The 25109-nt window shown below is 65.6% G+C and carries 23 protein-coding genes and 1 tRNA gene; 18 read left to right on the top strand and 6 right to left on the bottom strand.

Annotation, left to right across the window (positions count from 1 at the left end):
- Positions 1-277: 277 nt before the first annotated feature.
- Positions 278-442, bottom strand: a complete 165-nt coding sequence (locus QB898_RS08695; protein WP_279524624.1) for an NERD domain-containing protein — start codon at positions 440-442, stop codon at positions 278-280.
- Positions 443-1067: 625 nt separating this feature from the next.
- Between QB898_RS08695 and QB898_RS08690 the strand changes: the two genes are divergently transcribed.
- Both QB898_RS08690 and QB898_RS08685 read left to right on the top strand, forming a co-directional pair.
- Positions 1068-2432 carry a hypothetical protein gene (locus tag QB898_RS08690; RefSeq protein ID WP_279524623.1) on the top strand — a complete coding sequence of 455 codons (1365 nt, stop codon included), beginning with the start codon at positions 1068-1070 and terminating at the stop codon, positions 2430-2432.
- A gap of 9 nt (positions 2433-2441) precedes the next feature.
- Entirely contained in the window at positions 2442-3035 is a 594-nt protein-coding gene (locus QB898_RS08685) for a hypothetical protein (protein ID WP_279524622.1), read from the top strand.
- Positions 3036-3370: 335 nt separating this feature from the next.
- Here the strand turns inward: QB898_RS08685 and ilvD are convergent, their stop codons facing one another.
- The gene (gene ilvD, locus QB898_RS08680) at positions 3371-5095 is read right to left on the bottom strand and encodes a dihydroxy-acid dehydratase (protein ID WP_279524621.1); all 1725 of its coding nucleotides are present in this window, start codon (positions 5093-5095) and stop codon (positions 3371-3373) included.
- 114 nt (positions 5096-5209) lie between these two features.
- Between ilvD and QB898_RS08675 the strand changes: the two genes are divergently transcribed.
- The 4 genes from QB898_RS08675 (at position 5210) to QB898_RS08660 (ending at position 9163) form a co-directional block, all read left to right on the top strand.
- A tRNA-Gly gene (locus tag QB898_RS08675) sits at positions 5210-5283 on the top strand.
- Between the two features lie 428 nt (positions 5284-5711).
- Positions 5712-6239 (top strand): inorganic diphosphatase, encoded by a 528-nt coding sequence (gene ppa, locus QB898_RS08670; RefSeq protein WP_050714536.1) that lies wholly within the window; start codon positions 5712-5714, stop codon positions 6237-6239.
- 210 nt (positions 6240-6449) lie between these two features.
- Positions 6450-7955, top strand: a complete 1506-nt coding sequence (locus QB898_RS08665) for a DUF2868 domain-containing protein (protein ID WP_279524620.1) — start codon at positions 6450-6452, stop codon at positions 7953-7955.
- 233 nt (positions 7956-8188) lie between these two features.
- Entirely contained in the window at positions 8189-9163 is a 975-nt protein-coding gene (locus tag QB898_RS08660; protein WP_050714538.1) for an acetyl-CoA carboxylase carboxyltransferase subunit alpha, read from the top strand.
- A gap of 58 nt (positions 9164-9221) precedes the next feature.
- Here QB898_RS08660 and murB read toward each other — a convergent pair whose 3' ends face one another.
- Positions 9222-10277: a UDP-N-acetylmuramate dehydrogenase gene (gene murB / locus QB898_RS08655; RefSeq protein WP_279524619.1), complete on the bottom strand. Its 1056-nt coding sequence runs from the start codon at positions 10275-10277 to the stop codon at positions 9222-9224.
- A gap of 41 nt (positions 10278-10318) precedes the next feature.
- Here murB and QB898_RS08650 point away from each other — a divergent pair, with 41 nt between their 5' ends.
- The 4 genes from QB898_RS08650 (at position 10319) to QB898_RS08635 (ending at position 12456) form a co-directional block, all read left to right on the top strand.
- Positions 10319-10804 (top strand): YajQ family cyclic di-GMP-binding protein, encoded by a 486-nt coding sequence (locus QB898_RS08650; protein WP_102284051.1) that lies wholly within the window; start codon positions 10319-10321, stop codon positions 10802-10804.
- Positions 10805-10814: 10 nt separating this feature from the next.
- The gene (locus QB898_RS08645; protein WP_279524618.1) at positions 10815-11447 is read left to right on the top strand and encodes a retropepsin-like aspartic protease family protein; all 633 of its coding nucleotides are present in this window, start codon (positions 10815-10817) and stop codon (positions 11445-11447) included.
- 48 nt (positions 11448-11495) lie between these two features.
- A complete protein-coding gene (locus tag QB898_RS08640) occupies positions 11496-11981 on the top strand; it encodes a DUF4124 domain-containing protein (RefSeq protein WP_279524617.1) in 486 nt (161 codons plus the stop codon).
- 229 nt (positions 11982-12210) lie between these two features.
- Complete coding sequence (locus tag QB898_RS08635; protein ID WP_279524616.1) at positions 12211-12456, top strand: hypothetical protein; 246 nt, start codon at positions 12211-12213, stop codon at positions 12454-12456.
- Here QB898_RS08635 and QB898_RS08630 read toward each other — a convergent pair.
- Positions 12426-12905 (bottom strand): methyltransferase family protein, encoded by a 480-nt coding sequence (locus QB898_RS08630; RefSeq protein WP_279524615.1) that lies wholly within the window; start codon positions 12903-12905, stop codon positions 12426-12428. The genes QB898_RS08635 and QB898_RS08630 overlap by 31 nt on opposite strands.
- A gap of 208 nt (positions 12906-13113) precedes the next feature.
- On the opposite strand from QB898_RS08630, the gene QB898_RS08625 reads away from it, so the two are divergent.
- Positions 13114-14115: a DUF2157 domain-containing protein gene (locus tag QB898_RS08625; RefSeq protein WP_279524614.1), complete on the top strand. Its 1002-nt coding sequence runs from the start codon at positions 13114-13116 to the stop codon at positions 14113-14115.
- 30 nt (positions 14116-14145) lie between these two features.
- Positions 14146-16038, top strand: a complete 1893-nt coding sequence (locus QB898_RS08620; RefSeq protein WP_279524613.1) for a GDYXXLXY domain-containing protein — start codon at positions 14146-14148, stop codon at positions 16036-16038.
- Positions 16039-16415: 377 nt separating this feature from the next.
- Here the strand turns inward: QB898_RS08620 and QB898_RS08615 are convergent, their stop codons facing one another.
- The gene (locus QB898_RS08615; protein WP_279524612.1) at positions 16416-17240 is read right to left on the bottom strand and encodes a competence/damage-inducible protein A; all 825 of its coding nucleotides are present in this window, start codon (positions 17238-17240) and stop codon (positions 16416-16418) included.
- Positions 17237-18109, bottom strand: a complete 873-nt coding sequence (locus QB898_RS08610) for a polysaccharide deacetylase family protein (protein ID WP_279524611.1) — start codon at positions 18107-18109, stop codon at positions 17237-17239. The genes QB898_RS08615 and QB898_RS08610 overlap by 4 nt, the downstream gene beginning before the upstream one ends.
- 136 nt (positions 18110-18245) lie before the next feature.
- On the opposite strand from QB898_RS08610, the gene QB898_RS08605 reads away from it, so the two are divergent.
- The 6 genes from QB898_RS08605 (at position 18246) to QB898_RS08580 (ending at position 24919) form a co-directional block, all read left to right on the top strand.
- The gene (locus QB898_RS08605) at positions 18246-18800 is read left to right on the top strand and encodes a DUF2062 domain-containing protein (RefSeq protein ID WP_279524610.1); all 555 of its coding nucleotides are present in this window, start codon (positions 18246-18248) and stop codon (positions 18798-18800) included.
- Positions 18801-19459: 659 nt separating this feature from the next.
- Entirely contained in the window at positions 19460-20002 is a 543-nt protein-coding gene (gene phaP / locus QB898_RS08600; protein WP_279524609.1) for a TIGR01841 family phasin, read from the top strand.
- 641 nt (positions 20003-20643) lie between these two features.
- Positions 20644-22071: a glutathione-disulfide reductase gene (gorA, locus tag QB898_RS08595; protein ID WP_279524608.1), complete on the top strand. Its 1428-nt coding sequence runs from the start codon at positions 20644-20646 to the stop codon at positions 22069-22071.
- A 647-nt stretch (positions 22072-22718) separates the two neighbouring features.
- The gene (locus QB898_RS08590; protein WP_279524607.1) at positions 22719-23324 is read left to right on the top strand and encodes a Maf family protein; all 606 of its coding nucleotides are present in this window, start codon (positions 22719-22721) and stop codon (positions 23322-23324) included.
- A gap of 19 nt (positions 23325-23343) precedes the next feature.
- Positions 23344-24147 carry an SAM-dependent methyltransferase gene (locus QB898_RS08585; protein WP_279524606.1) on the top strand — a complete coding sequence of 268 codons (804 nt, stop codon included), beginning with the start codon at positions 23344-23346 and terminating at the stop codon, positions 24145-24147.
- Between the two features lie 16 nt (positions 24148-24163).
- Entirely contained in the window at positions 24164-24919 is a 756-nt protein-coding gene (locus QB898_RS08580; protein WP_279524605.1) for a HesA/MoeB/ThiF family protein, read from the top strand.
- Positions 24920-25109: the final 190 nt, after the last annotated feature.

Genomic DNA, 25109 nt, shown 5'->3' with positions numbered 1-25109 from the left:
AAAACAACGGGAAAGCTGGCGATGAAGACGGTGAAAACGGGCGTGCCGTCGCCCGTGCCGAACCAGAGCATGGCCAGCACCAGCCAGGCGATGGGTGGCGTGCCCAGCAGCACCGTGACCCAGGGGCGGGCCATTTACTCTTGCGTCAGGTTCATCGTTTGTGGCGTGGCAACAGATCGAAGAAATCGGTGCCGTCCAGCTCCTTTTCGTTCAACCCGGAAAAAACCACGCCCCAGCCATAGGGAAAACAGCAGCTTGCCCCCTGAAATGTTCCTGCTCATGCGCCAGGGCGTCGCGTCTCCTTGACCTCCAGCGCCAGCAGGCCCTGGCGCGGGCTGAAGATGAAGAAGTCAGGCTGCCTGGCCTGGGTTCCTACGGGTATGTCGTGCCAGACCAGGCAGTCGTCAGACAGCAGGCGCTTGAGCTGGTGCAGCACCAGCACCCGGCGCTCGCCGGTGTCGCAGCGCCGCTGGTCAACCTTGGCCAGACCTTGTGAAAAACGGCCATTTTTCTTCCTCGTTGCAGCGTTCGCGGATGCGTATCTGGCGTGCAGCAGGTTATTGCCTTGGGCGCGCCGCGCCGCTTGGCGCTGCGCATGCGCGCGGAAAGTGCAGCAGGATTGTCAAATCAAAAAGGCTATTTCAAAAAGGCCATTTCCGCCCGCTGGACAAGCGCATTCAGCCATGAAAAGATGAGTAACCGATGCCTTGGCCCGATGGGTGCACTGCCGCGAGCGCACAGCTCTGGGCAAGGGCTGGGCTGGCTGGAGCCAGAAGAGGGCCACGCCCGTGCCAAAGCTGTCTGTTTGCCGCTGCGACCCACGTTGGGATTGCTGCAAAAAAGAAAGTGCCTGCCACCCGCCAGTGAGGCGATGCGGGCGGTTTTTGCCTGGGCTGTTCTGGGACTTCTGCGACCTTGCGCTGCCCAATGGCTGTGGCACGTCAGGGCAGGCGCAGCCTGTGGCAAGTGGATACACGCGCCTGAAAGGCTTTGCACATCATGCCGCCGTGCTTGCACAGTCTCCTGGTATAGCGGGCATGTTTTCCATTTATTTGGAGGGAAAAGACATGGCAACTACTGCCGAAGTGGCGCGAAACGTCAGCCAGCGCGTTCATAACGACGGGTTTTTAGGTTTGGGCCGCAATGACAGTCTCAAACAAACCGTGCGCGAGCTGAAAGATTTATCAAAGGATGAACGCAATGCGGCCATCGGGCAAATTTCGGATACAGACCTCAGGGCGCTGGCCGACGATGTCAACGCCAGCGGTCTGTTCGGTGCATCGGGCCTGTCTGCTGATGAACGGCGCGATCTGTTCAATACCCTGGCGCAAGGGCTAGACGGCCAGCAGCTGGGCCGCATGGCACAGGCCTTTGACAGCCGACAAGACGTCATAGCCATGGGACAGGCCGTGGCCCGGCACGCCGATGCCGAAACCAAGCTGGCCTTTATCGAAGAAATGGCGCCGCGCACGGCAAATGGCGACTCTCACACGCAGGCCTACCTGGGCGCTGTCAGCACTGAGACGGGAGACAAAGAGGCCGAGGCCATTTTGGATGTGCTCAACAGCCTGGGCGGCGATGCCGCATCGTTCAACCAGGCCATCCAGAAGATGGACGACAAGACCCTGCAGGCCGTGGTGGACGCCGGACTGAACAAGACCACCACCACCACCGTTATCGACCCGGGCGCCGCCACTACCAGCGTCAGCTACGACCCGCAGCAGCTGGAAAAACTGCTGGAAGTGGCCAAAGGCAGTGCCGACCCAGCTGTCAAGGCCAGGGTGTTTGCCGCAGCATCTGAGGGCTTGGACCAGGTGCGCGCAGACACGGGCTTTCCTGTGGGCAACGTTGGCGCCGACAAGGTGGCCCAGTCATTGCAGGGCAAGCTGACACGGCTGATGCAAACCGATGCGAGCGGCATCACCGAGCAGCTCAACGACGCCAAAAGCATCAACGCCAGTACGCAAGAATGGCTGAACCAGCTCAACCCGTGGGGCAACATGCGTATGTACAAGCACTACGCTGACAACAGCGGAAAACCCATGACACTGACAGAAAGGGGCCTGAGCGTCGACCTGAAGCAGTTGGTGAACCAGGACGGCGCCTTCGGCAAAGAAGGCAGCATCCAGGGTCGCTTCATCCAGCAAGTGATTCAGGGCGAGACCCGCTTCAAAAACGCGTACAAATGGGGCGATGAAATGGTCTGGGCCATGGGCAGCGGCATGCTCGAGGGCGAGTTCAAGGGCACGGTAGTCAAACAAGACGACGGCGCCTACAAGATCACAGGCCACATCGAATACCACTACACCGACAGGTTTGAAGACCCCTATGACACCTTCAACTGGGTTCACGGCTCGTGGGACCCCTATGGCACGCCTTATGACGTTGAAGAGCGCTGGACCGTGCCCATTGATGGCGTGTATTCCCAATAAGGTGCGTGCATGACGCGAGCGCAGCTGCCCGCTCGGCCACCTGGCGTCCAACCTCTTGGCAGCGCCAGCCGGGGGCTGCGCTGCGGCTGCCGCCCGCCCCGCCTGTCAGCGGGCAGGGCGCTGGGCTGGGGCGTGCTGGCGGCGCTTGCGCTGGTATTTCTGGCCGGTGCGTACCTGCTCAAGCAAACGGTGGGTTACTCGGGCGCGGTGCTAGGCGATCTGCGCGTCAGTCAGCCGTTGTTTTCTGGCGCGCGGGCACCTTACCGCCTGCAAGTCGGCAGGAAAACCGTGGGCTGGGTCAGCCAGCTGGACAGCTGGTACATCGAGCGCGGCTATGCCTATGGCACCCTGGCATCAGAGCAGGCCGCAGCAACGCCCCGGTCGGCCGCTTCCGCAGTCCAGACTTATCAACTGGCCTATTTCCTCTTCGATTGCCGCAGCAATGAATTCAAGCGCTATGAAAGCGACCGCGCCGCTTTCACGGCTGAGCTGGCCCGGCGCGGCCTGCCATGGCGCAATTTCATGAGCGGCGAAAACATTGTGGGCATGAAATACAACCAGCGCCGCTTTGACAGCCGCTGCGAGCCAGGCGCGCCGCGCTGAGGCTTCGCACAGCACGGTTTTTCATGGCTGGCGAGTCTGCTGGCGCTTTTAAAAGCATAGCGGCTTTCGGCCGGAAGACGGGGGCAGCCCCAACCCCAACCCCAACCGCACACCGCCTCAGTGCACTGCCCCCTGCACGCTCAGCTGCTGCAAGCACTGGGCATACAGAGCGGCGTGCGGCCGCCCAGCGCCTTTCTCGCTGATTGGTATGCAGGCTCGGTGGTTCAGGGCCTCTCAGGGCCTCTCAATTCCTTGGCAGTGTTGCACTTGGGGATTGGGGGCGCTCATAGAAAACGCGCCTTGAAGGCGCGTTTTTGCAAGGCTGGCGGGGGCCGTCAGAAATTGTCGAGCACCGCCCCCTTGCTGGCGCTGGAGGCGTTGAAGGCGAATTTGGCGAGCACGCCGCGCGTGTAGCGCGGCGGGGGGGCTTGCCACTGGGCGCGGCGGCGGGCGATTTCGGCTTCGGGCACGTTCAGTTGCAGCAGCAGCCGGGTGGCGTCGATGGTGATGCTGTCGCCTTCTTCCACCAGGGCGATGGCGCCGCCTGCTGCGGCTTCAGGGGCCACGTGGCCGACGACCATGCCCCAGGTGCCGCCGGAAAAGCGCCCGTCGGTGATCAGGCCCACGCTTTCGCCCAAGCCCGCGCCGATGAGCGCGCCTGTGGGGGCGAGCATTTCGGGCATGCCGGGGCCGCCTTTGGGGCCGAGGTAGCGCAGCACCATGACGTCGCCCGCCTTGATGCGGCCATCCAGAATGGCCTTGAGGGCGCTTTGCTCGTCGTTGAACACGCGGGCGGGGCCGGTGATGACGGGGTTTTTCAGGCCGGTGATTTTGGCCACGGCGCCTTCGGGCGAGAGGTTGCCTTTGAGGATGGCCAGGTGGCCTTGCTTGTAGAGCGGGGCGTCAAAGGGGCGGATCACGTCTTGCCCGGCGGGCGGCTCATCGGGCACGTCCTTGAGGTTTTCGGCCACGGTTTTGCCGGTGATGGTGATGCAGTCGCCGTGCAGCAGGCCCGCGTTCAGCAGCATCTTCATCACTTGCGGCACGCCGCCGGCGCGGTGCAGATCGACGGCGAGGTATTTGCCGCTGGGCTTGAGGTCGCAAAAGACGGGCACTTTCTTGCGCATGCGCTCGAAGTCGTCGATGCTCCAGTCCACGCCCGCTGCGTGGGCAATGGCCAGAAAGTGCAGCACGGCGTTGGTGGAGCCGCCCGTGGCCATGATGACGGCCACGGCGTTTTCGATGGATTGGCGGGTGACGATGTCGCGCGGCTTGAGGTCTTTTTTGACGGCTTCGATGACGGCTTTGGCCGATTCGCGCGCGGAGTTTTGTTTTTCGTCGTGCGGATTGGCCATGGTGCTGGAGTACGGCAGGCTCATGCCCATGGCCTCGAAGGCGGCCGACATGGTGTTGGCCGTGTACATGCCGCCGCAGGAGCCGGTGCCGGGAATGGCGTGCTGCTCCACGTCTTTCAGCTCTTGGTCGCTGATCTTGCCGGCGGCGTTTTCGCCCACGGCTTCAAACACGCTGACGATGTTCAGGTCTTGCCCGTGCAGCTTGCCCGGCAGGATGGTGCCGCCATACACGTAAATGCCCGGCACGTTGGCGCGCAGCAGGCCCATCATGCCGCCGGGCATGTTCTTGTCGCAGCCGCCAATGACGACCACGCCGTCCATCCACTGGCCCTGCACGCAGGTTTCCACGCAGTCGGAAATGACTTCGCGGCTGACCAGGCTGTATTTCATGCCTTCGGTGCCCATGGCCATGCCGTCTGAAATGGTGGGCGTGCCAAACACCTGGGCGTTGCCGCCCGCTTCGCGAATGCCGGCAATGGCCGCGTCCGCGAGCTTTTGCAGGCCGCTGTTGCACGGCGTGATGGTGCTGTAGCCATTGGCCACGCCGATCATGGGTTTCTGGAAATCGCTTTCCTCGTAGCCCATGGCGTAGTACATGCTGCGGTTGGGCGCGCGCGCCTTGCCCTGGGTGATGTTGGCGCTGCGGCGGTTGATGGCCAGGCGCTGGCTGCCGCCGCTGTCACAGTCGCAATTGCAGTCGTTCATGGGAAAACCTCGTGGGGTGAATGAAATGGCAAGAGGAAAAGCCGTGCATTCTAGGTCTGCGCCTGCGGCACAAGCCTGCGATATAGAATCGCGCGCTTTGCAAGTCTTTGCCCTGCGGGCGTCGTTCAATGGCAGGACCTGAGCTTCCCAAGCTCAAGACGTGGGTTCGATTCCCATCGCCCGCTCCACTTCAGCTTTTATTTCAGCCTTTCATGGCGCGCCGCAAAGGCCCATGAAGGGCTTCAGCCCGCCTGGCCCGCCGTCGCGGCCCTTCCAGAAATTCCGATCCGGCAACGCCCGGCCCCAATCCGCTGGCGCTGGTCTCGGCAAGCATCAAAGCGGCCCAGGCAAAGCGCGAATCCAGGCGCAAGCGCCCTTGCCGCATGACGGCCGCAAGCCCGCCCCAAGGCCAAAGAGTCAGCCTGGCGCCCGGCGCGCTTTGCGATGCACCCTGCCTGAACGCCCGCCGCGCCCGGGCGCAACCGCTTGCCGCGCGAAGACGCCTCCAGTCTCCCGCTTCCATTCTTTCGCTCTGCTGCGGCCAGCCGCAGCGTCAGGCTGGCGAATTCCTAGAATCCGCCCCTTTTGAATCCTCTTTGCCGAAAGGAATGCTCACATGTCCCTGAAAAACGTCACCCCCGGCGACAAAGCGCCCGAAGCCTTCAACGTCGTCATTGAAATTCCCATGCACGGCGACCCCATCAAATATGAAGTGGACAAGCAAAGCGGCGCCCTCTTCGTGGACCGCTTCATGAGCGCCGCCATGTACTACCCCGCCAACTACGGCTACGTGCCGCAGACGCTGGCCGGCGACGGCGATCCGGTGGACGTGCTGGTCGTCACTCCCGTGCCGCTGCCGCCTGGCGTGGTCGTCACCTGCCGCGCCATCGGCATCCTGAACATGCAAGACGAAGCGGGCAACGACGCCAAGGTGCTGGCCGTGCCCGTTTCCAAAAAGCTGCCGCTGTATGACGGCTGGAAAACGCCTGACGACGCGCCGCAAAGCCTCACGCGCGCCATCACGCACTTTTTCGAGCACTACAAAGACCTGGAAGCAGGAAAATGGGTCAAGGTGCTGGGCTGGGACGGCCCTGAAGCCGCAAAAAAGGAAATTGCCGACGGCATCGCCGCCGCCAAAAAGTAAGCCCGCGCGAAGCGAGGCGGGGCCGCCGCCTCTGCTTCTTCACCTTCGCTTTGATTTAGCTCCTTGATTCATAGCATGAGGTCTTAGTGCAGACTGCGCAGGGACTGCTTTTCATGCCCCTGAATCAGCTCCTGTTTTTGAATCAGCAAAGCGGCCTCCTCGCTGCCCCCGCCCCCTCTTCACGCGCTTTTTTCTTCACGCGCCCCTCGCATGAATGCCCCTGCTGACACCCCGCTGGCCCAGGCCGTCATCGCGCAGGCCGTGCAGGGCCTGGAAAGCACGGGCTGGCTGGACGACGCCGGCGCGCTGCGCCAGGCCGCGCGCGAAAAGCCGGGCGAGCGCCCGGCCCAATACCTGCGCCGCGCCTGGCTGCTGGGCGAGCGCCTGGGGCTGACGCAGGCGCTGGAGCAGGCGCGCGCCGCGCTGGCGCTGGCCCTCATCGCGCTGGCGCTGGCCGTGGCCCTGGCCGCGCTGGGGCTGGAGCGCGCCGCGCTGGGCGCGGAGCGCACCATCAACGCCGCTGCGGCCCTGGCCGCCCTGCTGGGGCCGCACCTGCTGGCGCTGGCCGTCTGGCTGGCCGCGCTCATGCTGCCCAAACGGCTGTCCGGACAACTGCCTCAAGCCAGCGGCGGCGCGCTGCTGGGGCGGATGGCCTGGCGGCTGGCCCAACGCATGGCACAGCGGGTCGCCTCGCGCGCCAGCCGCCGCCTGGCGCGCTCCGGCGCGAATGCGGCCCGGCTGCTCGATGCCAGCGCCACCGTCTTGCAGCGCCTGCGGCTTTGGCCCTGGCTTCTGGGCGGCATCAGCCACGGCATCTGGGCGCTGGCCTTCGCGCTGGCGCTGGCGCTGCTGCTGTTTGACTTTGCCTTTCGCGCCTACAGCCTGACCTGGGAGACCACCATCCTCAGCAGCCACGCCTTCGCCGCCTTCGTGCAAGCCAGCGGCTGGCTGCCCGCGCGGCTGGGCTTTGCCGTGCCCGACGCCGCCGCCGTGCAGCAGGCCCTGGCGGCATCGGCTCCGGCCTCCGCCACTCTCGCATCCAGCGCCGCCGCCGCGAATCAAAGCGTCTGGGCCTGGTGGCTCATGGGCTGCGTATTCACCTACGGCCTGCTGCCGCGCGCCCTGCTGGCCGCCTTTTGCCTGTGGCGCTGGCGGCAGGGCCTGGGCCGCCTTGCGCAGCCCGATGCCGCCCTGCCCGCAGACTCGCCCGAAGCCTTGCTGCACGTGCGGCAAGTCTTCGCCCGCCTGGATGCCCTCGCGCCCGCCGTCGTCATGGACGCCGAGCGCCCCGCCCCTTGCAGCGAAAGCACCGCCAGCGCCCACGCCGCCAGCGCAGCGCCCGCGCTCATCGGCTTTGAACTGCCGCCGGAGCTGCCCTGGCCCCCTGCCCTGCCGGCCAGCCCCGCGCTTCGCATCCTGAATGTGGATGGCAGCAGCGCCCAGCGCCAGGCCGCCCTGGCCGAGCTGGCCGCGCACCCGCCCGCCGCCTTGCTGCTGGCCTGCCACGCCAGCGCCAGCCCTGACCGGGGCGCCGCCCGCTTCCTGCGCGAAGCCGCCCGCCACGCGCCGCGCACCGCGCTCTGGCTCGTGCCCGCAGACGAAGCGGCCCAGGCCGGGCACGCCGCGCGCTGGCAAAACTGGCTCCGCGCCGAAAAGCCGGGCGCCGCCCTGCTCGCCAGCAAAGCCAGCGCCCTCGCCTGGCTGCAAAAGCCATGACGGCATTGCCGCAAGCCGCGCAGCCAGTTCAGAAAAAAGAGCAAATTCAGGGCACCCAAAAACGGCATTGGCGCAAATTGCACTAGGACATCATGCTATGAATCAAGGAGCGAAATAAGCCCCCTTGATTCCGCCGCCCGCCAGCCCCCCTGAAAACAGCGCGGCCTGCGGCCATGCCCGCGAGACACGTCCGCTAACATTGCCCGCTTGTCCGCACACACAGGAGTAGGCCCTTGGCCAAACGCACCTTTCTCGACTTCGAGCAGCCCATCGCCGAACTCGAAAACAAGATTGAAGAGCTGCGCAACATGCAATCGGGCAATGAGGCGGCGGTAGATATCACCGAAGAAATCGACCGCCTCAGCCAGAAAAGCCTCAAGCTCACCCAGGACATCTACCGCAGCCTCACGCCCTGGCAAATCACCAAAATCGCCCGCCACCCCGACCGCCCCTACACGCTGGACTACGTCAAGGGCCTGTTCACCGGCTTCATTGAGCTGCACGGCGACCGCCACTTTGCCGACGACCAGAGCATCATCGGCGGCCTGGCGCGCTTTGGCGGCCATGCCTGCGTGGTGATCGGCCACCAAAAAGGGCGCGACACCAAGGAGCGCACCCTGCGCAACTTCGGCATGACGCGCCCCGAGGGCTACCGCAAGGCGCTGCGGCTGATGAAAACGGCCGAGAAATTCGGCCTGCCCGTCTTCACCTTCGTGGACACGCCCGGCGCTTTTCCGGGCATCGACGCCGAAGAGCGCGGCCAGTCTGAAGCCATCGGCCGCAACATCTATGAAATGGCGCAGCTGCGCACGCCCATCATCACCACCATCATTGGCGAAGGCGGCTCCGGCGGCGCGCTGGCCATTGCCGTGTCAGACCAGACGCTGATGCTGCAATACGCCATCTATTCCGTCATCAGCCCCGAAGGCTGCGCCTCCATCCTCTGGAAAACCGGCGAGAAAGCCGCCGAAGCCGCCGAAGCGCTGGGCATCACGGCCCCGCGCCTGAAAAGCCTGGGCCTGATCGACAAAGTAGTCAGCGAGCCGACAGGCGGCGCGCACCGCGACCCGCAGCACATGTGCACCCTGCTCAAGCGCGCCCTGGGCGAAGCCTGGCGCCAACTCAGCGCCCTGGAGCCTGAAGAGCTGCTGGAGCGCCGCTACCAGCGCCTGCAAAGCTACGGCCGCTTTGAAGCGGCCCCCGCCTGAGGGCCTGCTCAGCGCCTGGCCGTAAGGGCCGAAAGCGCAGCCCCGGGCGAAGCGGCGCTCAAACCACCATCGGCTCCGGCTCCAGGCGAATGCCGAAGCGCTCGTAAACGCTGGTCTGAATGGCCTTGGCCAGCGTCATCACTTCGCCGCCCGTGGCCGGGTGGTCGGCCGCGCCCAGGTTCACCAGCACGAGGGCCTGCTTTTCATAGACGCCCGCGTTGCCCATGCGCTTGCCGCGCCAGCCGCAGGCGTCGATCAGCCAGCCAGCGGCGAGCTTGACGCGGCCATCGGGCAGCGGGTAATGCACCACTTGCGGCTCGCGGGCAATGATGTCGCGGCACTGCTCGGCCGTGACGGTGGGGTTTTTGAAAAAGCTGCCCGCGTTGCCCAGCACGGCGGGATCGGGCAGCTTGGCGCGGCGGATGGCCACCACCCAATCGCGAATCTGGCTGGCCGTGGGCGCAGCCACGCCTTCTTCCGCCATGCGGCGCTGCAAATCCAGGTAGCCCAGCTCGGGCCGCCACTGGCGCGGCAGGGCGTAGCGCACGCGCAAGATGGCGGCGCACCCGGCCAGGCCCAGCCCGCCCGGCTCGGCGGGGGCGTGCTTGAAGATGGAATCGCGGTAGCCGAAGGCGCATTGCGCCGCGTCCAGCGTGAAGGGGCGGCCCGTGCGCAAGTCAATGGCATCCAGCGAATGAAAGCGGTCTTGCTGCTCCACGCCGTAAGCGCCAATGTTCTGCACGGGCGCTGCGCCCACCGTGCCGGGAATGAGCGCCAGGTTTTCCAGCCCCGGCAGGCCCTGCGCCAGCGTCCATTGCACAAAGCCGTGCCAGCTTTCGCCCGCGCCTGCTTCCACGATGGTGTGGCGCGCCGTCTGCTCCAGCACGCGCAGCCCCGGCACTTCCATCTTGAGCACGGCGGCGCGCACTTCGCCCGTGGCCAGCACGATGTTGCTGCCGCCGCCCAGCACCAGGCGCGGCAGGCCCGCCAGATCCGGGGCGGCCAGCGCCTGCCGCAAGTCTTGCTCGCTGCGCACGCGCACCAGCGCGGCAGCGCGCGCGGCGATGCCAAAGGTGTTGAAGCTCTGCAAGGGGGCCTGGCGGGAGACAAGCATGTGACAATTGTGGCATTGCCTTTTTGTTGCAGGAGATACAGATGCCTTCATTCGACACGGTGTGCGACCCCGACATGGTGCAAGTGCGCAACGCGGTGGACAACGCCGCCAAGGAAATCGGCACGCGCTTTGACTTCAAGGGCACCAGCGCCGCCATTGAACTCAAGGACAAGGAAATCACCCTGCTGGGCGATGCCGACTTCCAGCTCCAGCAGGTGGAAGACATCCTGCGCGCCAAGCTCGCCAAGCGCGGCGTGGACGTGCGCTTTCTGGACAAGGGCCAAGTGCAAAAAGCTGGCGGCGACAAAGTCAGGCAGGTGGTGAAAGTGCGCAGCGGCATCGCCACGGAAGACGGCAAGAAGATTCAGAAACTCATCAAGGACAGCAAGCTGAAAGTGCAGGCCGCCATCCAGGGCGAAGCCGTGCGCGTGACGGGCGCCAAGAAAGACGACTTGCAAGCCGTCATGGCCCTGCTGCGCAAGGAAATGAGCGCACTGCCGCTGTCGTTCAACAACTTTCGCGACTGAAAAAAACCTTATGCACTCACCTTCCTTTGTCTTGCTTGCCGCCTTGTTTGCCGCCTTTCCGGCAGCGGCGCAAAACGTTTCCCTGCAAGGCATGATGGGCAGCAAAGCGCTGCTGGTCATCAACGGCGGCCGCCCGCGCGCGCTGGCGCCGGGCGAAAGCGCACAGGGCGTTAAAGTCATCTCCACCGGCGCGGATCAGGCGGTTGTCTTGGCCGACGGCAAGCAACTGACCTTGCGCGTGGGCGCCACGCCCGTGAATGTGAGCGGCACCGGCAACAGCCGCATCGTGCTCACGGCTGACGCGCGCGGCCATTTCGTCACCGGCGGCAGCATCAACGGCAAAACCGTGGAGTTCATGGTGGATACCGGCGCCACGGCGCTTGCCATCGGCCATGCCGAAGCCGATCGCATCGGGCTGGACTACCAGAGCGGCCGCCCTGTGGGCTTGCGCACGGCCAATGGCATCGTGCGCGGCTGGCAAATCCACGTGGACAAAGTGCGCGTAGGCAATGTCACCGTGCATAACGTGGAAACCGTCGTCACCCCCATTCCCATGCCCTTCGTGCTGCTGGGCAACAGCTTTCTCAACCACTTCAGCATGCGCCGCGAAGGCAGCCAGATGACGCTGGAAAAGCGCGGCTGAGCGGCTCAGGCCCCTTCGCCCCACCCTTGTCCTCGCCTTTCACCCCTCATGCGCTGTCTGTCCGCCCACGCCGCTTCTGCCGCCCTGGCCCTCTTTCTGGCCGCACCGGCCTGGGCGCAGGCCCACAAATGCCAGACGCCCGGCGGCCCTGTCACCTACTCTGACCAGCCTTGCGCCAGCGCACAAGCCGGAGGCCCCATCACCCTGCGCCCCAACAGCATGGACGGCAGCGAAGGCCGCGCGCAAGACCAGCGCGCCGCAGCCGCGCAGGCTGCACCGCCCGCCAACCGTACAGGCCGCGCCAGCAGCCACCACTCAAACAGCTGGGCCTGCCGCAATGCCCTGCGCAGCCTGCAAACCCAGCCGCAGCGCGTGGATACCGAGCAGTTTGAGCAGGAACGCCAGGCCGCTTCCCGCGCCTGCGGCCATGAAGTGCGCGCCAAGCCGCCCAGGGAACCCAAAGCCCGGCTGCTGCGCAAACAGCGCGCCGCCAGCTCGCCTGCCAGCCGCGAAAAACGCCGCAGCAAGCCGTGACGCCTGGCATCAGACACACCAAAAACAGGAGCAAATCCAAGGGGCAAAAAAGGCGCTCCGCGCAGTTTCCACCAGGACATCACGCTATTGATAGAGTAGCTAAACGGCGCCACGCCTGCGGCTTGCCCGTGGTGCCCATTCATTCCCTGAAACAGCGGCCACGCCAAAACCATCCGGCTGATGAAAAAAGAAAATCAATCTGGCATTTTGTTTTATTACCCGGCGAATCATGTTTTCCCGGGGATATGAACGCCTGATTCAAGACAATGAATCAGCGGCGGAAATCATCGTGAATGTCCGGATTCATGATTTGAATGAACTGAAAATGACCGCCCGAAGCCATTGCCGGGCGGTTTTTTCATGTGATGAAGGCTGGCATTTTCAAAAGCCGCCTGCCAGCGCCGGAATGAATGGCCCGCAGCGCTTCCAGCCCGCGCGGAAGGGCTACGCCCAGCGCCGCACGCGCTGCGCATAGCGGGCATAGTCCGCGCCAAAGCGTGCGCGCAGCGCAGCTTCTTCAGGGCGGATCTGCAAGGTGTTGAGCACCGCCACAAAAAGCGGCAGCGCCAGCAGCGCAGCGGCATTGCCCAGCCACACGGCCCAGCCTGCCAGCGCCAGCAGCATGCCCAGGTACATGGGGTTGCGCGTGTAGCGATACACGCCGCCCGTGACCAGCGCGCGGGCGCGCTGCGGCGCCAGCGGATTGACGGTGGTGCGCGATCGCGCGAAGGCCCACACGCCCGCCAGCGCCAGCGTGCCGCCCGCCGCCGCCAGCGCCAGGGCTGCCGCCCAGACCCACGCACAGCCGCCCGGCGGCCAGAGCTGCCCGGCAGGCACGCTGCGGGCCAGCTGCCACATGAGGGCAGCGCAAGCTGCGTCGATCACGGGCGGAGGAATCTTGTGGGCGTACCAGGGCGAAGGCATGGCGCGGAATTTACCGGCCCTATTTACCGGCCGTAGCAGGCAGTAGCATCCGGCGGCGCGAGATGGTCTGCCGGCCTCGCGGGCGCGGCATTCCGGCGGCCCGGCTTTCATGCTCCCCGGAACAGGTTCTCATACCCCAATAAGCCGTTTGCGCCCGTAGATCAAGCGCGGGCAGCTATCAGAAACAGAGCAAAAAGGAGTGTTTTCCATGCATGAGCTGCTTCATCAGCTGGTGCGCCGTTTCAACCTGGAGGCGGCGCAGGCGCGGCAGCTGTGGCAAATGTCGCAACTGCACGCCCGGCCGCCCGCCTTGCGCGGCTGGCTGGAGGGGGCGCTGGCGGCCGTGGCGGCGCTGCTGCTGGGCGCGGGGCTGGTGTTCTGGGTGGCGGCCAACTGGCCGGAGCAAACGCGCGCTTTCAAATTCAATGCCTTGCAGGCGGCGGTGCTGCTGCCCGCGCTGGCGGCGCTGGCCCTGCCGCGCCTGCGCACGGTCTGCCTGCTGCTGGCCACGCTGGCGCTGGGCGCTTTGCTGGCGTTTGTGGGGCAGACGTATCAAACGGGGGCCGATCCCTGGCAGCTTTTCGCCGCCTGGGCCGCGCTGGCGCTGCCGTGGGTGCTGGCTGCGCGCCGCGCCTTGCTGTGGGCGGCCTGGCTGCTGCTGGCGGCGCTGGCGCTGGCGCTGTGGGGGCTGCCGCTGGAATTGGCCCGGTACGAGCTGGCGCATCCCCGCCTGCAGCTGGCGCTGGCGGGCTGGGCGCTGCTGCTGGCGCTGCCTTGGCTGCTGACCTGGCTGGGGCTGGCGCCGCCTCGCCATGCGCACTGGCTGGCGGGCGGGCGCGCGCCTTCGCTGCTGCTGATGCGCGTGGCGGCGCTGGCCGTGCTGCCGGTTTGGGTGGCGATGGGGCTGATGGGGCTGATAGGGCTGATCGAACGGGGGGGCGGCGCGCTTTACGCCATCTGTCTGCTGCTGACTGCGGCGGCGGGCGGGCTGATGGCGCGGCTGCGCGATGTGGCGGCGCTGGGGCTGGCGCTGCTGGCACTGGATTTGCTGCTGCTGGCAGGGCTGGGCTATGGCCTGCTGAAAAGCAATACCAACGTGATGGGCATGCTGCTGGTGGGCACCGTGGTCTCGGCTGCGTGCCTGGGCGGCAGCGCCGCGCTGCTGCTGCGGCTGCAAAGGCAGTGGCTGGCTGAAGAAGGCTGCGGGTAAAAAAAACAGTGGGCACAAAGGAGCATGAACATGCATCACGCATCTGAAGCGCAAAAACGCGCGGGCGCGCTGCCGCCTGAGCTGCGCCTGACCGGGCTGGGCATTCACGCGGGCCTGCTGCCGCCGCAAGCGGCCGAGTGGACCGCGCAGTGGCGCGAAAAGAAGGCGCGCGGCGAAGGGCTGTCGCACTGGATTTTTGCGGTGATGGGCTTTTTCGGCTCGCAGCTGCTGGTGTGGCCGCTGCTGGCGCTGGTGGGCTTTTTGTTCTGGAACATGCTGTCCGTGCCATTGGTGCGGCTGGCGATTTCGGGCGCGCTGCTGGCAACAGGCGCTTTCATGCTGCGCCCGCCAGTGGGCATGGCGCACGCGCAAATCGGTTTTGCCGTGCTGCAAGCCGGTTTGGTGGCGCTGTATCTGAGCCTGATGACGTTCGGCTTCATGGGGCCTGAAGACGGCCTTCTGCCAGACACGCTCGGACTGATTTTTCTGGCCGTGCTGACGGCCAGCGCGGCGCTGGCCGGGCCTGCCTGGGCACAGGCGCTGCTGGCCGCGCAGGCCACGGTGGTGGCCCTGGGGCTGTTCGGACGCTGGACGCTGTTTCATGACGGTTTCCTGTCCTGGAGCATGGGCATGCCCGTTTACGCCATCAACGCCGCCGTGCTGGCGCTGGCATGGGCCGTGCTGGTGGCCAGCGAAGGCCGCGTGCCTGGCCGCCACTGGCTGGCTGCCGCGCAGGCGCGCTGCTCACCGGCCCTGACAGGCATGGGCGTGGCGCTGGTGCTGTGCGTGACGCAAGTCAATGCCAGCCACTTTTTCGCAGCCGTAACGCTGCGCAAGCTGGCGTCAGGCTCGGCAGAGGCCGGCGCGCTAGCCGTGCCGCTGCTGCATCTGGGCCTGGGGGCCGCGCTGCAACTGGCCCTCACGCTGGCCGCCGCTGGCTGGCTGATGCGGCACTGGCGCTTGCGGCAAGCTGGCGCGCGCAGCCTGGGGCTGTTCGCGCTGGCCTATGGCGTGCTGCTGCTGGCGTGCTTTTTCATCCCGCTGATTGGCGTGGTCACGCTGGTAGGCACGGTGGCGCTGGGCACGCACCGCCGCCGCCTGCTGGCGCTGGCGCTATTTGTTCTGCTGCTCGGCCTTTCAGGCTTTTATTACGCCCTGCACTGGCCGCTGGTGCAAAAAGCCGCCGTGCTGGCCGCCACCGGCGCGGCGCTGGGCGCGCTGCTGGCCGCGCTGCGCTGGGGCACAGCCAGCCGCCGCGCCCGGCAGGCATGGAGCAGCGCCAGCCTGCTGGCGCCTGCCGTGCCCGCCAGCGCCGCCGCGTGGGCCAGCCTGGCGCTGATCGCCCTGGGCACGCTGGCCGCGCTGACGCTGGTGCGGCACGACGTGGCCGGCAAGGAAGCCGTCATCGCGCGCGGCGAAAAAATCTACGTGGCGCTGGCCCCGGCCGATCCGCGCTCGCTCATGCAGGGCGACTACATGGCGCTGCGCTTTGACCTGCCCGCCAACATCGCTGGCGAACTGGCCGTGCGTGAAAACCGGCCCTGGGCGCCCGCGCCGCGCATCGTGGCCCGGCTGGATGCGCGCGGTGTGGCCCAGCCGCTGCGCGTGGCCCGCCCCGGCGAAACGCTGGCCGCCGATGAGCGCCTGCTGCCCGTGCTGCACAAAAACGGCCGCTGGACGCTTGTGACCGACGCCTACCACTTCCCCGAAGGCCGTGGCCGCCCCTTCCAGCAGGCCCGCTACGGCGAATTCCGCACCCTGCCCGATGGCCGCGCCCTGCTCGCCGGCCTGGTAGACGAGCATTTGCAGGCCATTGAGCCAGCGCCCGCCAGCCAGGCATGGAAAGAGGCGGAAGACGAAACGGAAAACAAAACACAAACCCGCGAAGGCAGCCGCGCAACCGGCGATGCGGAAACAGAATGAAGCCAACGCGGCTGACATGAATGAAACAGCGCCCGCAATAGCCTGTTCCGGACGGCCCCTGCCCGCCTGGTCACATCAAAAACAGGAGCTAATCAAAGGGCCGAAAACACCGCTTCGCGCACATTCCACTAGGACATCACGCTATTAATAGAAGAGCGAAACGGGGCCGGCGGCACATGCTCCACATTCAGCCCCGGCCTGCCTCAGAGCCTGTCTTCAAACCCAGAATGAATAGCCAGGCTTCTCCATGTACCCAAGCGACAAGACCGGCGCGCAGCGGCAGGTGCTGACCCAACACTTTGCTGAAATGAGCGAGTGAGGACGTCCGCGCCCAAGTCCGCACTTCCCGCGCCAATGGATGGGCTCTGAACAGATTCTCAAGGCCGGGTGATTTCAGGGCCGTAGCGCAGGTTCAGCGGCGCCAGCCAGGCGCGCAAATCGGCGTAGGCGGCTTGCACGGCGGGCGGCGGGCCTTTCACGCCCAGGTCGATGTGGCGGCCGTATTCGGGGTGATCCATGCTGGGCAGGCTGAAGACTTTCACCTGGGGGTGCGCCGCTTCCACGCGCTCCATGACGGGAGTGAGCGCCGCCTCGATGGAGCCGAAGATGATGACCGAGCGCTCCAGCTGGCGCGCGCCTGTGTCCAGCCGCCCGGCGTATTCGTGCGTCAGCACCCATTCCATCATGGGCCAAGCCATGACGGGAAAGCCGGGCATGAAGTGCACTGCGCCGCCGCCGGGGCCGCTGCAACTGAAGCCGGGAATCTGGTTGTAGCTGTTGGGTATGAGCCGCGCGCCCGCTGGCAGCACGCCCATTTGCAGGCGGCGCTGGTGGTCGGGGTGATCGGGCTGCCAGGGCTGGCCCTGCTCGCGCGCGACAGCCTGCATGCGCGCATCAATCAGCGCCCTGGCTTCAGGATGCGGCTTGAGCGCCACGCCCAGGGCGGCTGCGGCGCACTGGCGCGTGTGGTCGTCTGGCGTGGCGCCGATGCCGCCGGTGCAGAACACCGCGTCGCCCGAGGCGAAGGCGCGGCGCAGCGTGGCGGTGATGCGCTGCGGCTCGTCGCCCACGTATTCGGCCCAGGCCAGCGCCTGGCCGTGGTCGGCCAGGATTTCGATGCACTTGGCCAGGTGTTTGTCACTGCGGCGGCCCGAGAGGATTTCATCGCCGATGACGATGAGGCCGAACACCGGGGCGTTCACGGTTTGTCCTCATACGGGTGCTCTTGCAGCCAGCTTTGGTAGTCAGGGTGCTCGCGCAGGGGCTTGAAGCAGTAGCCCAGCGCTTTGGCGTGGCCGATGAACTGCTTGAGCATGCCGCCTGTGACCCAGCCGTCGTGCCCTTCCCACATGCTGGTGCCCACCAGCAGCACGGGCTGGAGCGGCAGCGCCTTGAGGGCGTTGCGGGTCAGCTCGTCATAGGGCTTTTTGCCTTCGATCCAGTCTTTGCTGACCAGAAAGGAGGCGGGCGTCCAGTTCACGTGCTTGTAGCCGCAGGACTGGGCTGTTTCCAGCAAGCGGGGGGAGGCGCGCCCTTCCACGTGAAAAAGCTGTAGCGGCGGCTTGCCGGTGTAGTAGTTCAGGCGCTCGGCGGACTTGTCCAGGTTCTCGCAGTACTTGCTGCCTTTCCAGGTGAACTCGCGCCCGGCAAAAGCGCCGTCGTGTATGCGCATGCGAAAGCGCGGCTCGCGCCCCGGCAGGTCGCCATTCCATTCCACACGGTCCCAGGTGCGCGCGGCCGTGTCATGCCCTTCGCGGGCGCGCGCTTTCCACCACGGCCCCCAGGCGCGGTCCAGCGAGGTTTTGCCGTTTTTCTGCTTTTCATTGGCCGAAAAGAATGTGGCCGTCACGCCTTGCGTGTGCAGGGCTTCCACCAGCATGGGGGCCGATTCCAGATGGCCTGTTTCCAGCGCCAGATAAAGCGGCTGGCAGGCCCCGGGCGCCGTCACGGGCGCTGCGGGGGCTGGCGCGGGCGCGCTTTGCGCCGCCGCTGCCAGGCAGACGGCGCTTGAAGCAGCCAGTCCTGCGGCTCTGATCAGCGGGCGGCGCAGTAAATCAAGTTGTCGGGTCATGAAAAATCCTCAAAAATATCGCCAATGGCAAATGCCGGAACAAAACCAGCAGCATGAAGTAACTTATTGTAGTTTCCATATTCCGGTTGTCACGAAAATAAGCCGTTTCTCCTGATTCCGGAAATCAGGCCCCACCGTGAAATTTTTCTCATATTTCCTGCGATTCATTCCCACGCGCGAGCAACTCGCCAAACACCGCGCAACCCGCTGGCTGGCCCCTTGGCTGGGGCAGCGCAAGCTCTGGCACTTCTCGCGCCGCAGCGTGGCGCTGGGCATGGCCATTGGCATTTTTTTCGGTTTTCTGCTGCCCGTGGCGCAAATTCCGCTTTCGGCGGCCACCGCCGTTGTCTTGCGCGCCAACGTGCCTGCCGCCATGGGCAGCACGCTGGTGACCAATCCCATTACCTTCGCACCCATCTACTACCTGGCTTGGCGCACGGGCGCATGGCTCACCGGCCATGAAGGCGCCGCTCCCGCCAGCTTTCCGGCAGCCGAAGCAGTCAGCGCCGCTTCCGGCTCCCATGGCGCGCCGCCGCCCGGCCTGTGGCAGCACATTCAGGCGCTGGGCAAACCCCTCATCGTGGGCCTGGCTGTTTTCGCCTGTGCGGGCGGCTTGGCAACCTACGCGCTGGTTTCGCTGGGCTGGTGGCTGCACGTGCGATACAAGCGCTGGCGGCGCCAGCCCCGTTAGCTGCGCCAGGGCCGGGAGCCGGTCGCAGAGGCGGCCAGCCAGCTGGCCCACTGGCGGAGCCAGCATGAGGCAGCGATGCCAAGGGGGCCAATTTGAAAACCAGCTGGAATTCCGTTTGCCTTTTCTCTTTTCTAGACCCGCCGTTTTCCCTTCGCCTCTTTCACTGATCCCATCAATTTCAGTGATTTCTGATGGATTCACAGCTTTGCTCTGACGGGTAGTACGAAAGCCTTTTCTCGCGCGTCTGCATTCTTTGAATCAGGCCGTACAGCTGCTTCGCTTTGCAGTCTTTTTGCGCTCTCCAAGCGCTCCATGGCCGCCCGCCTGATGGGGGGAGGCAGGCTTCCAAACTCCTTTTCAAACGCGCTCCTTCCTGTTGGAAGCTGCTCAGAGCCTGGCCGCGAGAGGCAAAAACGCAGATCCGCATGGGCTGCAAGGCCCAAGAACGTCCGGGTCCGCGCTTTTTGCGCCTGCGAACGGAATTCGAGCAGGCCTCAAGCCCCCGTGATCAACACTTTCTTGATCTGCGTCTTGTTGCAACGCACAAAAAATGCTTGCAATGCGCATCGACGCTTCTAAAATTCCCTTGCTGCACTGCAACAAGCTTTTTGTGGCATGGCAGCGGTTTTTTCCCCTTTTATGTTTTTGAAGGAATCTACATGCTGACCCCTGAACAACTGCTGGCCGCCCAGAAAGCCAATATGGAAGCCCTGCACGACCTGACCACCAAGGCTTTTGAAAGCGTTGAGCGCCTGGTTGAGCTGAACATGACGGCCACCAAGGCCATGCTGGACGAATCAGCCGCTCACGCGCAGGCCCTGCTGGGCGCCAGGGACATGCAGGAGCTGCTCGCCCTGCAAGCCAGCGTGTTCCAGCCTCTGGCAGAAAAAACCGCCGCCTACAGCCGCCATCTGTATGACATTGCCGCAGGCGCAAGCGCCGAATTCGGCAAGGCTGTGGAAGCCAAGGTGGCCGAGTCGCAAACGCAGCTGTCCAACCTGGTGGAAAACACCGCGCAAAACGCCCCAGCCGGCTCTGAAACCGCCGTGGCCATGATGAAAAGCGCCGTGGCTGCCGCCAACAATGCTTATGAATCGGTGCAAAAAGCCGTGAAGCAAGCTTCCACCGTGGCCGAAGCCAACTTCAACGCCGTTACCGCCAACGCAGCCAATCTGGCCAAGAGCGGCAGCAAGAAGCGCTGATACCGTTTGTCTCCTTGGAGCCTCCCTCGCGGAGGCCACTTGCGGGCCACGCCTTTTTTCAGGCGTGGCCTTTTTTATGGCTGCGGGCCGCTTGCGCATTCAGGTCAGCGAACAGAGAAAAATCTGACGTGAAAAAACACGCCAGAGCCATCAGGCCCCGGTGCCTTTTTCATGCGCGCTGGCGCACAACCAGGCGCTTTCAATTCAGCCTTGCTTTGAAACCTGCTTGCAGCAATGACCTGGGGCGCAAAGGCAAAAGACTGCCTCTGTCAGACACGGCTGATGAATGTGATGAATAAGGCGGCACTTTCGGCGCACTCCTGCACGCCACATAAATTCAAAAACAGTAGCAAATCTAATAGGCAAGAAATACCATTCAGCGCAGATTCTACTAGGACATCATGCTATGGATAAAGGAGCAAAATAAGAGGGCAGGATGCGGGCATGGAATGCAGGTATGCAAAGGCTTGCGCGCCTGCCGCCTGCCGCCTGCCGCCTGCGCCCAGGCCTTTGCAGGCGGCTTTCTCCGCACCCGGCCAGGCTGGGGGGGTGGCTTGCAGCAAGGCGTGCGCGGGCGGCAGACAATGCTCCGCCGCGCGTGGCGCGAAGCTTTTTGTGGCACTACCTCAGAGGAAAAACACATGACCCGGCCTGATTCTTTGCTTGACTCTTCTTTTGACCTGTTCGTCATCGGCGGCGGCTCCGGCGGCGTGCGCGCGGCCCGCATGGCGGCGCAGCGCGGCGCACGCGTGGCGCTGGCCGAAGGCAGCCGCATGGGCGGCACTTGCGTGAACGTGGGCTGCATTCCGAAAAAGCTCTACAGCTACGCCGCCGGCTACGCCGAAGCATTTGAAGAGGCGCGCGGCTTTGGCTGGCGCTGGCCGCAAGCAGCCGCGCCGCAGCTGGACTGGGCCGCGCTCAAAAGCGCCCGCGCGCAGGAAATTGCGCGCCTGAACGGCGTGTATGAAGGTTTGATGGCGCAGGCGGGCGTTGCCGTGCTGCGCGGCCAGGCCGGCCTGCTGGGGCCGCAAGCGGGCGGCTTGCAGGGCGTGCAAGTCAGGGCCGCTGACGGGCGGCAGACGGCCCATGCCGCCCGCCACGTGCTGATTGCCACTGGCGGCATGCCGCGCCGCGCCAGCGTGCCGGGCGGCGAGCTGGCCATCACGTCAGACGAAATGTTTGACCTGCCCGCCTTCCCGCGCCGCCTGCTGGTGGTGGGCGGCGGCTATATCGGCTGCGAAATGGCCAGCATCTTTCACGGGCTGGGCGCTGATGTCACGCTGGTTTACCGGGGCGAGCAGGTGCTGCGCGGCTTTGATGACGAAGTGCGCACCTTCGTGGCCGGGCAAATGCAGCAGGCGGGCGTGCGGGTGCTTACGCGCTGCGATGTGCGGCGCATCAGCGCCGGTGCGGATGGCGCGCGGCAAGTGGAGCTGACCGATGGGCAGATCATCACCGCAGACGCCGTGCTCTACGCCACGGGCCGCGAGCCGAACACGCGCGGCCTGAACCTGGCCGCCGCCGGCGTGGCGGCGGATGCGGGCGGCCACATCGAAGTGGATGAACACTTCGCCACGCGCGCGCCGGGCATTTACGCCATTGGCGACGTGGTGGGCCGCATGGCGCTGACCCCCGTGGCGCTGGCAGAGGGCATGGCGCTGGCCGATCAGCTGTTTGGCCCCGCGCCGGGGCAGCCTGCGCGCCAGATGAACTACCGCAACATTCCCACGGCGGTGTTCACGCACCCGCCCATCGGCACGGTGGGCCTGACTGAAGAGCAGGCGCGCGCGGCGGGCCGTCCCATCCGCGTGTACCGCAGCGATTTCAGGCCGCTGCGCCACACGCTCTCGGGCAGCAGCGAGCGCGCGCTGGTCAAGCTCATCGTCGATGACGCCAGCGACCGCGTGATCGGCCTGCACATGGCCGGGCCTGACGCGCCCGAAATCACCCAGGGCTTTGCCGTGGCCCTGCAATGCGGCGCCACCAAGGCGCAGTTCGACGCCACCATCGGCATTCACCCCACGCTGGCCGAAGAGTTCGTAACGCTGCGGCAAGTGGCGCGCAACTGAACCAGGCCGGCAAAAGAATGGCAAAGACGCCAAAAGGCCGGCTGATTGACTGATGACGGCCCAAAAAGTCAGCCGCCGCTTGTTTGCCCAGCGGGTTCTTCAACAAACAAAGAGCCGTTTCCGTTTCATCAGAAAGCGGATTCAAGGCGCGGTGCCCTGACTTGGCAGGCCCATTGCCTACCAGCTTCCTGCCGCCTTCCCGCTTCCCGCAGCATCAGGCAAGGGGGCATTCAGGTCTGGCTGGCGGCCTGTAACTGGAGACGCGTTGGATCCGGGGCCATGTCCGGCTTGCGTTTCGTGTTCACGCACGGCTTTGAACAGGCTCTCATCACGCCCGGGCCGCCGGTTTTCAAAAAGCGCCTGGCGCTGGCATGTGCAAAGCCAGCGCTCGCGCCGGGCCTCTTTCGTCTTCCGGCCTGCGCCCAGCGGCCATCAGGGCATGCCGCTTTGGCATTTCAAAAAGGTCTCGCTCCTCGATTCATAGCATGAGGTCTTAGTGGAACGGGCGCTGGCGCCGCTTTTCATGCATCTGAATCAGCTTCTGTTTTTGTAGTGATGCCGCCCGCTCTGCTTTCTTTCCAGGCTCACCGGTTTAAAAGTGGCGGGCCTGGGCTTTGGATGCGGCTGATGCCGGAAAATCGCCGCCCATGTCTGCCTCTGCTTCTTTTGCCCTTGTGCTGGCCTCTACTTCGCGCTACCGGCGCGAGCTGCTGGCGCGGCTGGCGCTGCCGTTTGAGACGGTCGCGCCTGATGTGGATGAAACCCCGCGCGCGGGCGAAGCCCCGCGCGAGCTGGCCTTGCGGCTGGCGCTGGAGAAAGCGCAGGCGGTGGCGCAAACGATGGCAGATTGCAAGCCGCAGGCCATCGTGATCGGCTCTGACCAGGTGGCTGATTTGCATGGCCAGCCGCTGGGCAAGCCCGGCACGCACGAGCGCGCCGCCGCGCAGCTGGCCCGCATGAGCGGGCAAACCGTGCTGTTTCACACCGCCGTGGCCGTGGTGCAGGCCAGCCGGGGCTTCGCGCAAAGCAGCCTGGCCACTGTCACGGTGCGTTTTCGCACGCTGGACGCCGCCACGATCGAGCGCTACTTGCTTGCCGAGCAGCCTTACGACTGCGCGGGCAGCGCCAAGAGCGAAGGGCTGGGCATTGCCCTGCTGCAAGCCATTGAAAGCGACGACCCCACGGCGCTCATTGGCCTGCCGCTGATTCGCACCGCGCAACTTTTGCGCGCCGCCGGGCTGACGCTGCCGTAAAGCCCAAGAGCAACGCGCCATGAGCCATTCCGCCCCGCCCGCCAGCGCCCTGCCCGCTGGCACGCTGTTTTTGATGCCCGCGCCGCTGGACTTTGGCTGCGAGCCGCCCGCGCCGCTGGAAGCGGCCTTGCCGCGCCTGGCGATTGAGACCGCCGCGCGCCTGGCTTTCTGGGTGAGCGAAAACGCCCGCTCCACCCGCGCCTTTCTCAAGCGCGTGAACGCCATCGCGCCGCTGGCGCAGCCCTTGCAGGCCGTGCAAATTGCCGAACTGCCGCGCGCCGCCCACAAGCAGGGCGATCACGCAGGCGGCGGCGGTGCGCGGTTTGACGCGCGTGCCCTGCTGGCCCCCGCGCTGGCCGGGCATGACATGGCCCTGATCAGCGAAGCGGGCCTGCCCGCCGTGGCCGACCCCGGCAGCTCCGTCGTGCGTGCTGCGCACGAGGCGGGCGTGCCCGTGCAGCCGCTGGCCGGCCCCAGCTCGCTGCTGCTGGCGCTGGCCGCCAGCGGGCTGAATGGGCAGAGCTTTGCCTTCAACGGCTACCTGCCGCAGGAAGCGGCGGCGCGCGCGCGGCGCATTCGCGAGCTGGAAGCGCTGGCGCTCAAAACGGGGCAGACCCAGCTTTTCATTGAAACGCCCTACCGCAACGCCGCCTTGCTGCACGCGCTGGCGCACACCTTGCAGCCCGCCACGCGCCTGAGCGTGAGCCGGGGGCTGACGCTGCCTGCGGCCCGCTGCCGCACGCTGCCCGCCAGCGCCTGGCGCCGGCTGGGCGCGGACGCTGCGCCAGGGCGCGAGCCGGCCATCTTCGCCATCGGCCTTTGAGAAAAGCCCGCGCGCCATGAACGACCGCCAACTGCTGCGCTACGCCCGCCACCTGCTGCTGGACGAAATCGGCTTCGAGGGCCAGCAAAAGCTGCTGGATGCGCATGCGCTGGTGCTGGGCGCGGGCGGCCTGGGTTCGCCCGTGGCGCTGTATCTGGCCAGCGCGGGCGTGGGCCGCATCACGCTGGTGGATGACGATGTGGTGGACCTGGGCAACCTCCAGCGCCAAATCCTGCACACCGAAGCGCGCGTGGGCCAGCCCAAGGTGGCCTCCGCCCAGGCCGCGCTGGCCGCGCTCAACCCCGAAGTGCAGGTGCATGCCGTGCCCCGCCGCGCCGACGAGGCCCTGCTGCGCGAGCTGGCCGCGCAGGCCAGCGTGGCCGTGGATTGCAGCGACAACTTCGCCACGCGCCACGCCCTCAACCGCGCCTGCGTGGCGCAACGCGTGCCGCTGGTGGCGGGCGCGGCCATTGGCTTTGATGGGCAGGTTTCAGTGCACGATTTGCGCCAGCCCGGCGCGCCCTGCTATGCGTGCCTGTACCCGCCCACGCAGACCGTGCCCGAGCGCCGCTGCGCCACCACGGGCGTGTTCGCGCCGCTGGTGGGCATCGTCGGCAGCATTCAGGCCGCTGAAGCCCTCAAGCTGCTGACCGGCGCCGGCCAGAGCCTGGCAGGCCGCCTGCTCATGGTTGATGCCCGCGCCATGCGCTTTACCGAGCTGAGCCTGCCGCGTCACGCGCATTGCGAGGTGTGCGGCGCAGCAGCGGCATGAGAGGCTGTTCCGAGCCGCTTCAGGAGCGCTGCTTTTTGCTCCTTGTTTCATAGCATGACGTCCTAGTGGAATCAGCGCAGATGCCAATATTGGCTCCCTTGTATTTGCTTCTGTTTTTGACTCTCTTCGCGCAGACTGGCCAGGATCGCTGCGCTGCCGCCTTGGTTTTCCAGCCGCTACCAGACCTTCA

The sequence above is a fragment of the Ottowia cancrivicina genome (genome assembly GCF_029813755.1).
In the GTDB taxonomy this organism is placed as follows: Bacteria; Pseudomonadota; Gammaproteobacteria; order Burkholderiales; family Burkholderiaceae_C; genus Ottowia; species Ottowia massiliensis.
The sequence above is the reverse complement of the archived record's forward strand: the minus strand, read 5'-3'. Positions and strand labels throughout refer to the sequence as shown.

Excerpts from the sequence above, each read along its gene's own strand:
- QB898_RS08690 (WP_279524623.1), top strand. The coding sequence starts at position 1,068 with ATGGCAACTACTGCCGAAGTGGCGCGAAACGTCAGCCAGCGCGTTCAT.
- QB898_RS08685 (WP_279524622.1), top strand. The coding sequence starts at position 2,442 with ATGACGCGAGCGCAGCTGCCCGCTCGGCCACCTGGCGTCCAACCTCTT.
- ilvD (WP_279524621.1), bottom strand. The coding sequence starts at position 5,095 with ATGAACGACTGCAATTGCGACTGTGACAGCGGCGGCAGCCAGCGCCTG.
- ppa (WP_050714536.1), top strand. The coding sequence starts at position 5,712 with ATGTCCCTGAAAAACGTCACCCCCGGCGACAAAGCGCCCGAAGCCTTC.
- QB898_RS08665 (WP_279524620.1), top strand. The coding sequence starts at position 6,450 with ATGAATGCCCCTGCTGACACCCCGCTGGCCCAGGCCGTCATCGCGCAG.
- murB (WP_279524619.1), bottom strand. The coding sequence starts at position 10,277 with ATGCTTGTCTCCCGCCAGGCCCCCTTGCAGAGCTTCAACACCTTTGGC.
- QB898_RS08650 (WP_102284051.1), top strand. The coding sequence starts at position 10,319 with ATGCCTTCATTCGACACGGTGTGCGACCCCGACATGGTGCAAGTGCGC.
- QB898_RS08645 (WP_279524618.1), top strand. The coding sequence starts at position 10,815 with ATGCACTCACCTTCCTTTGTCTTGCTTGCCGCCTTGTTTGCCGCCTTT.
- QB898_RS08640 (WP_279524617.1), top strand. The coding sequence starts at position 11,496 with ATGCGCTGTCTGTCCGCCCACGCCGCTTCTGCCGCCCTGGCCCTCTTT.
- QB898_RS08635 (WP_279524616.1), top strand. The coding sequence starts at position 12,211 with ATGTTTTCCCGGGGATATGAACGCCTGATTCAAGACAATGAATCAGCG.
- QB898_RS08630 (WP_279524615.1), bottom strand. The coding sequence starts at position 12,905 with ATGCCTTCGCCCTGGTACGCCCACAAGATTCCTCCGCCCGTGATCGAC.
- QB898_RS08625 (WP_279524614.1), top strand. The coding sequence starts at position 13,114 with ATGCATGAGCTGCTTCATCAGCTGGTGCGCCGTTTCAACCTGGAGGCG.
- QB898_RS08620 (WP_279524613.1), top strand. The coding sequence starts at position 14,146 with ATGCATCACGCATCTGAAGCGCAAAAACGCGCGGGCGCGCTGCCGCCT.
- QB898_RS08610 (WP_279524611.1), bottom strand. The coding sequence starts at position 18,109 with ATGACCCGACAACTTGATTTACTGCGCCGCCCGCTGATCAGAGCCGCA.
- phaP (WP_279524609.1), top strand. The coding sequence starts at position 19,460 with ATGCTGACCCCTGAACAACTGCTGGCCGCCCAGAAAGCCAATATGGAA.
- gorA (WP_279524608.1), top strand. The coding sequence starts at position 20,644 with ATGACCCGGCCTGATTCTTTGCTTGACTCTTCTTTTGACCTGTTCGTC.
- QB898_RS08590 (WP_279524607.1), top strand. The coding sequence starts at position 22,719 with ATGTCTGCCTCTGCTTCTTTTGCCCTTGTGCTGGCCTCTACTTCGCGC.
- QB898_RS08585 (WP_279524606.1), top strand. The coding sequence starts at position 23,344 with ATGAGCCATTCCGCCCCGCCCGCCAGCGCCCTGCCCGCTGGCACGCTG.
- QB898_RS08580 (WP_279524605.1), top strand. The coding sequence starts at position 24,164 with ATGAACGACCGCCAACTGCTGCGCTACGCCCGCCACCTGCTGCTGGAC.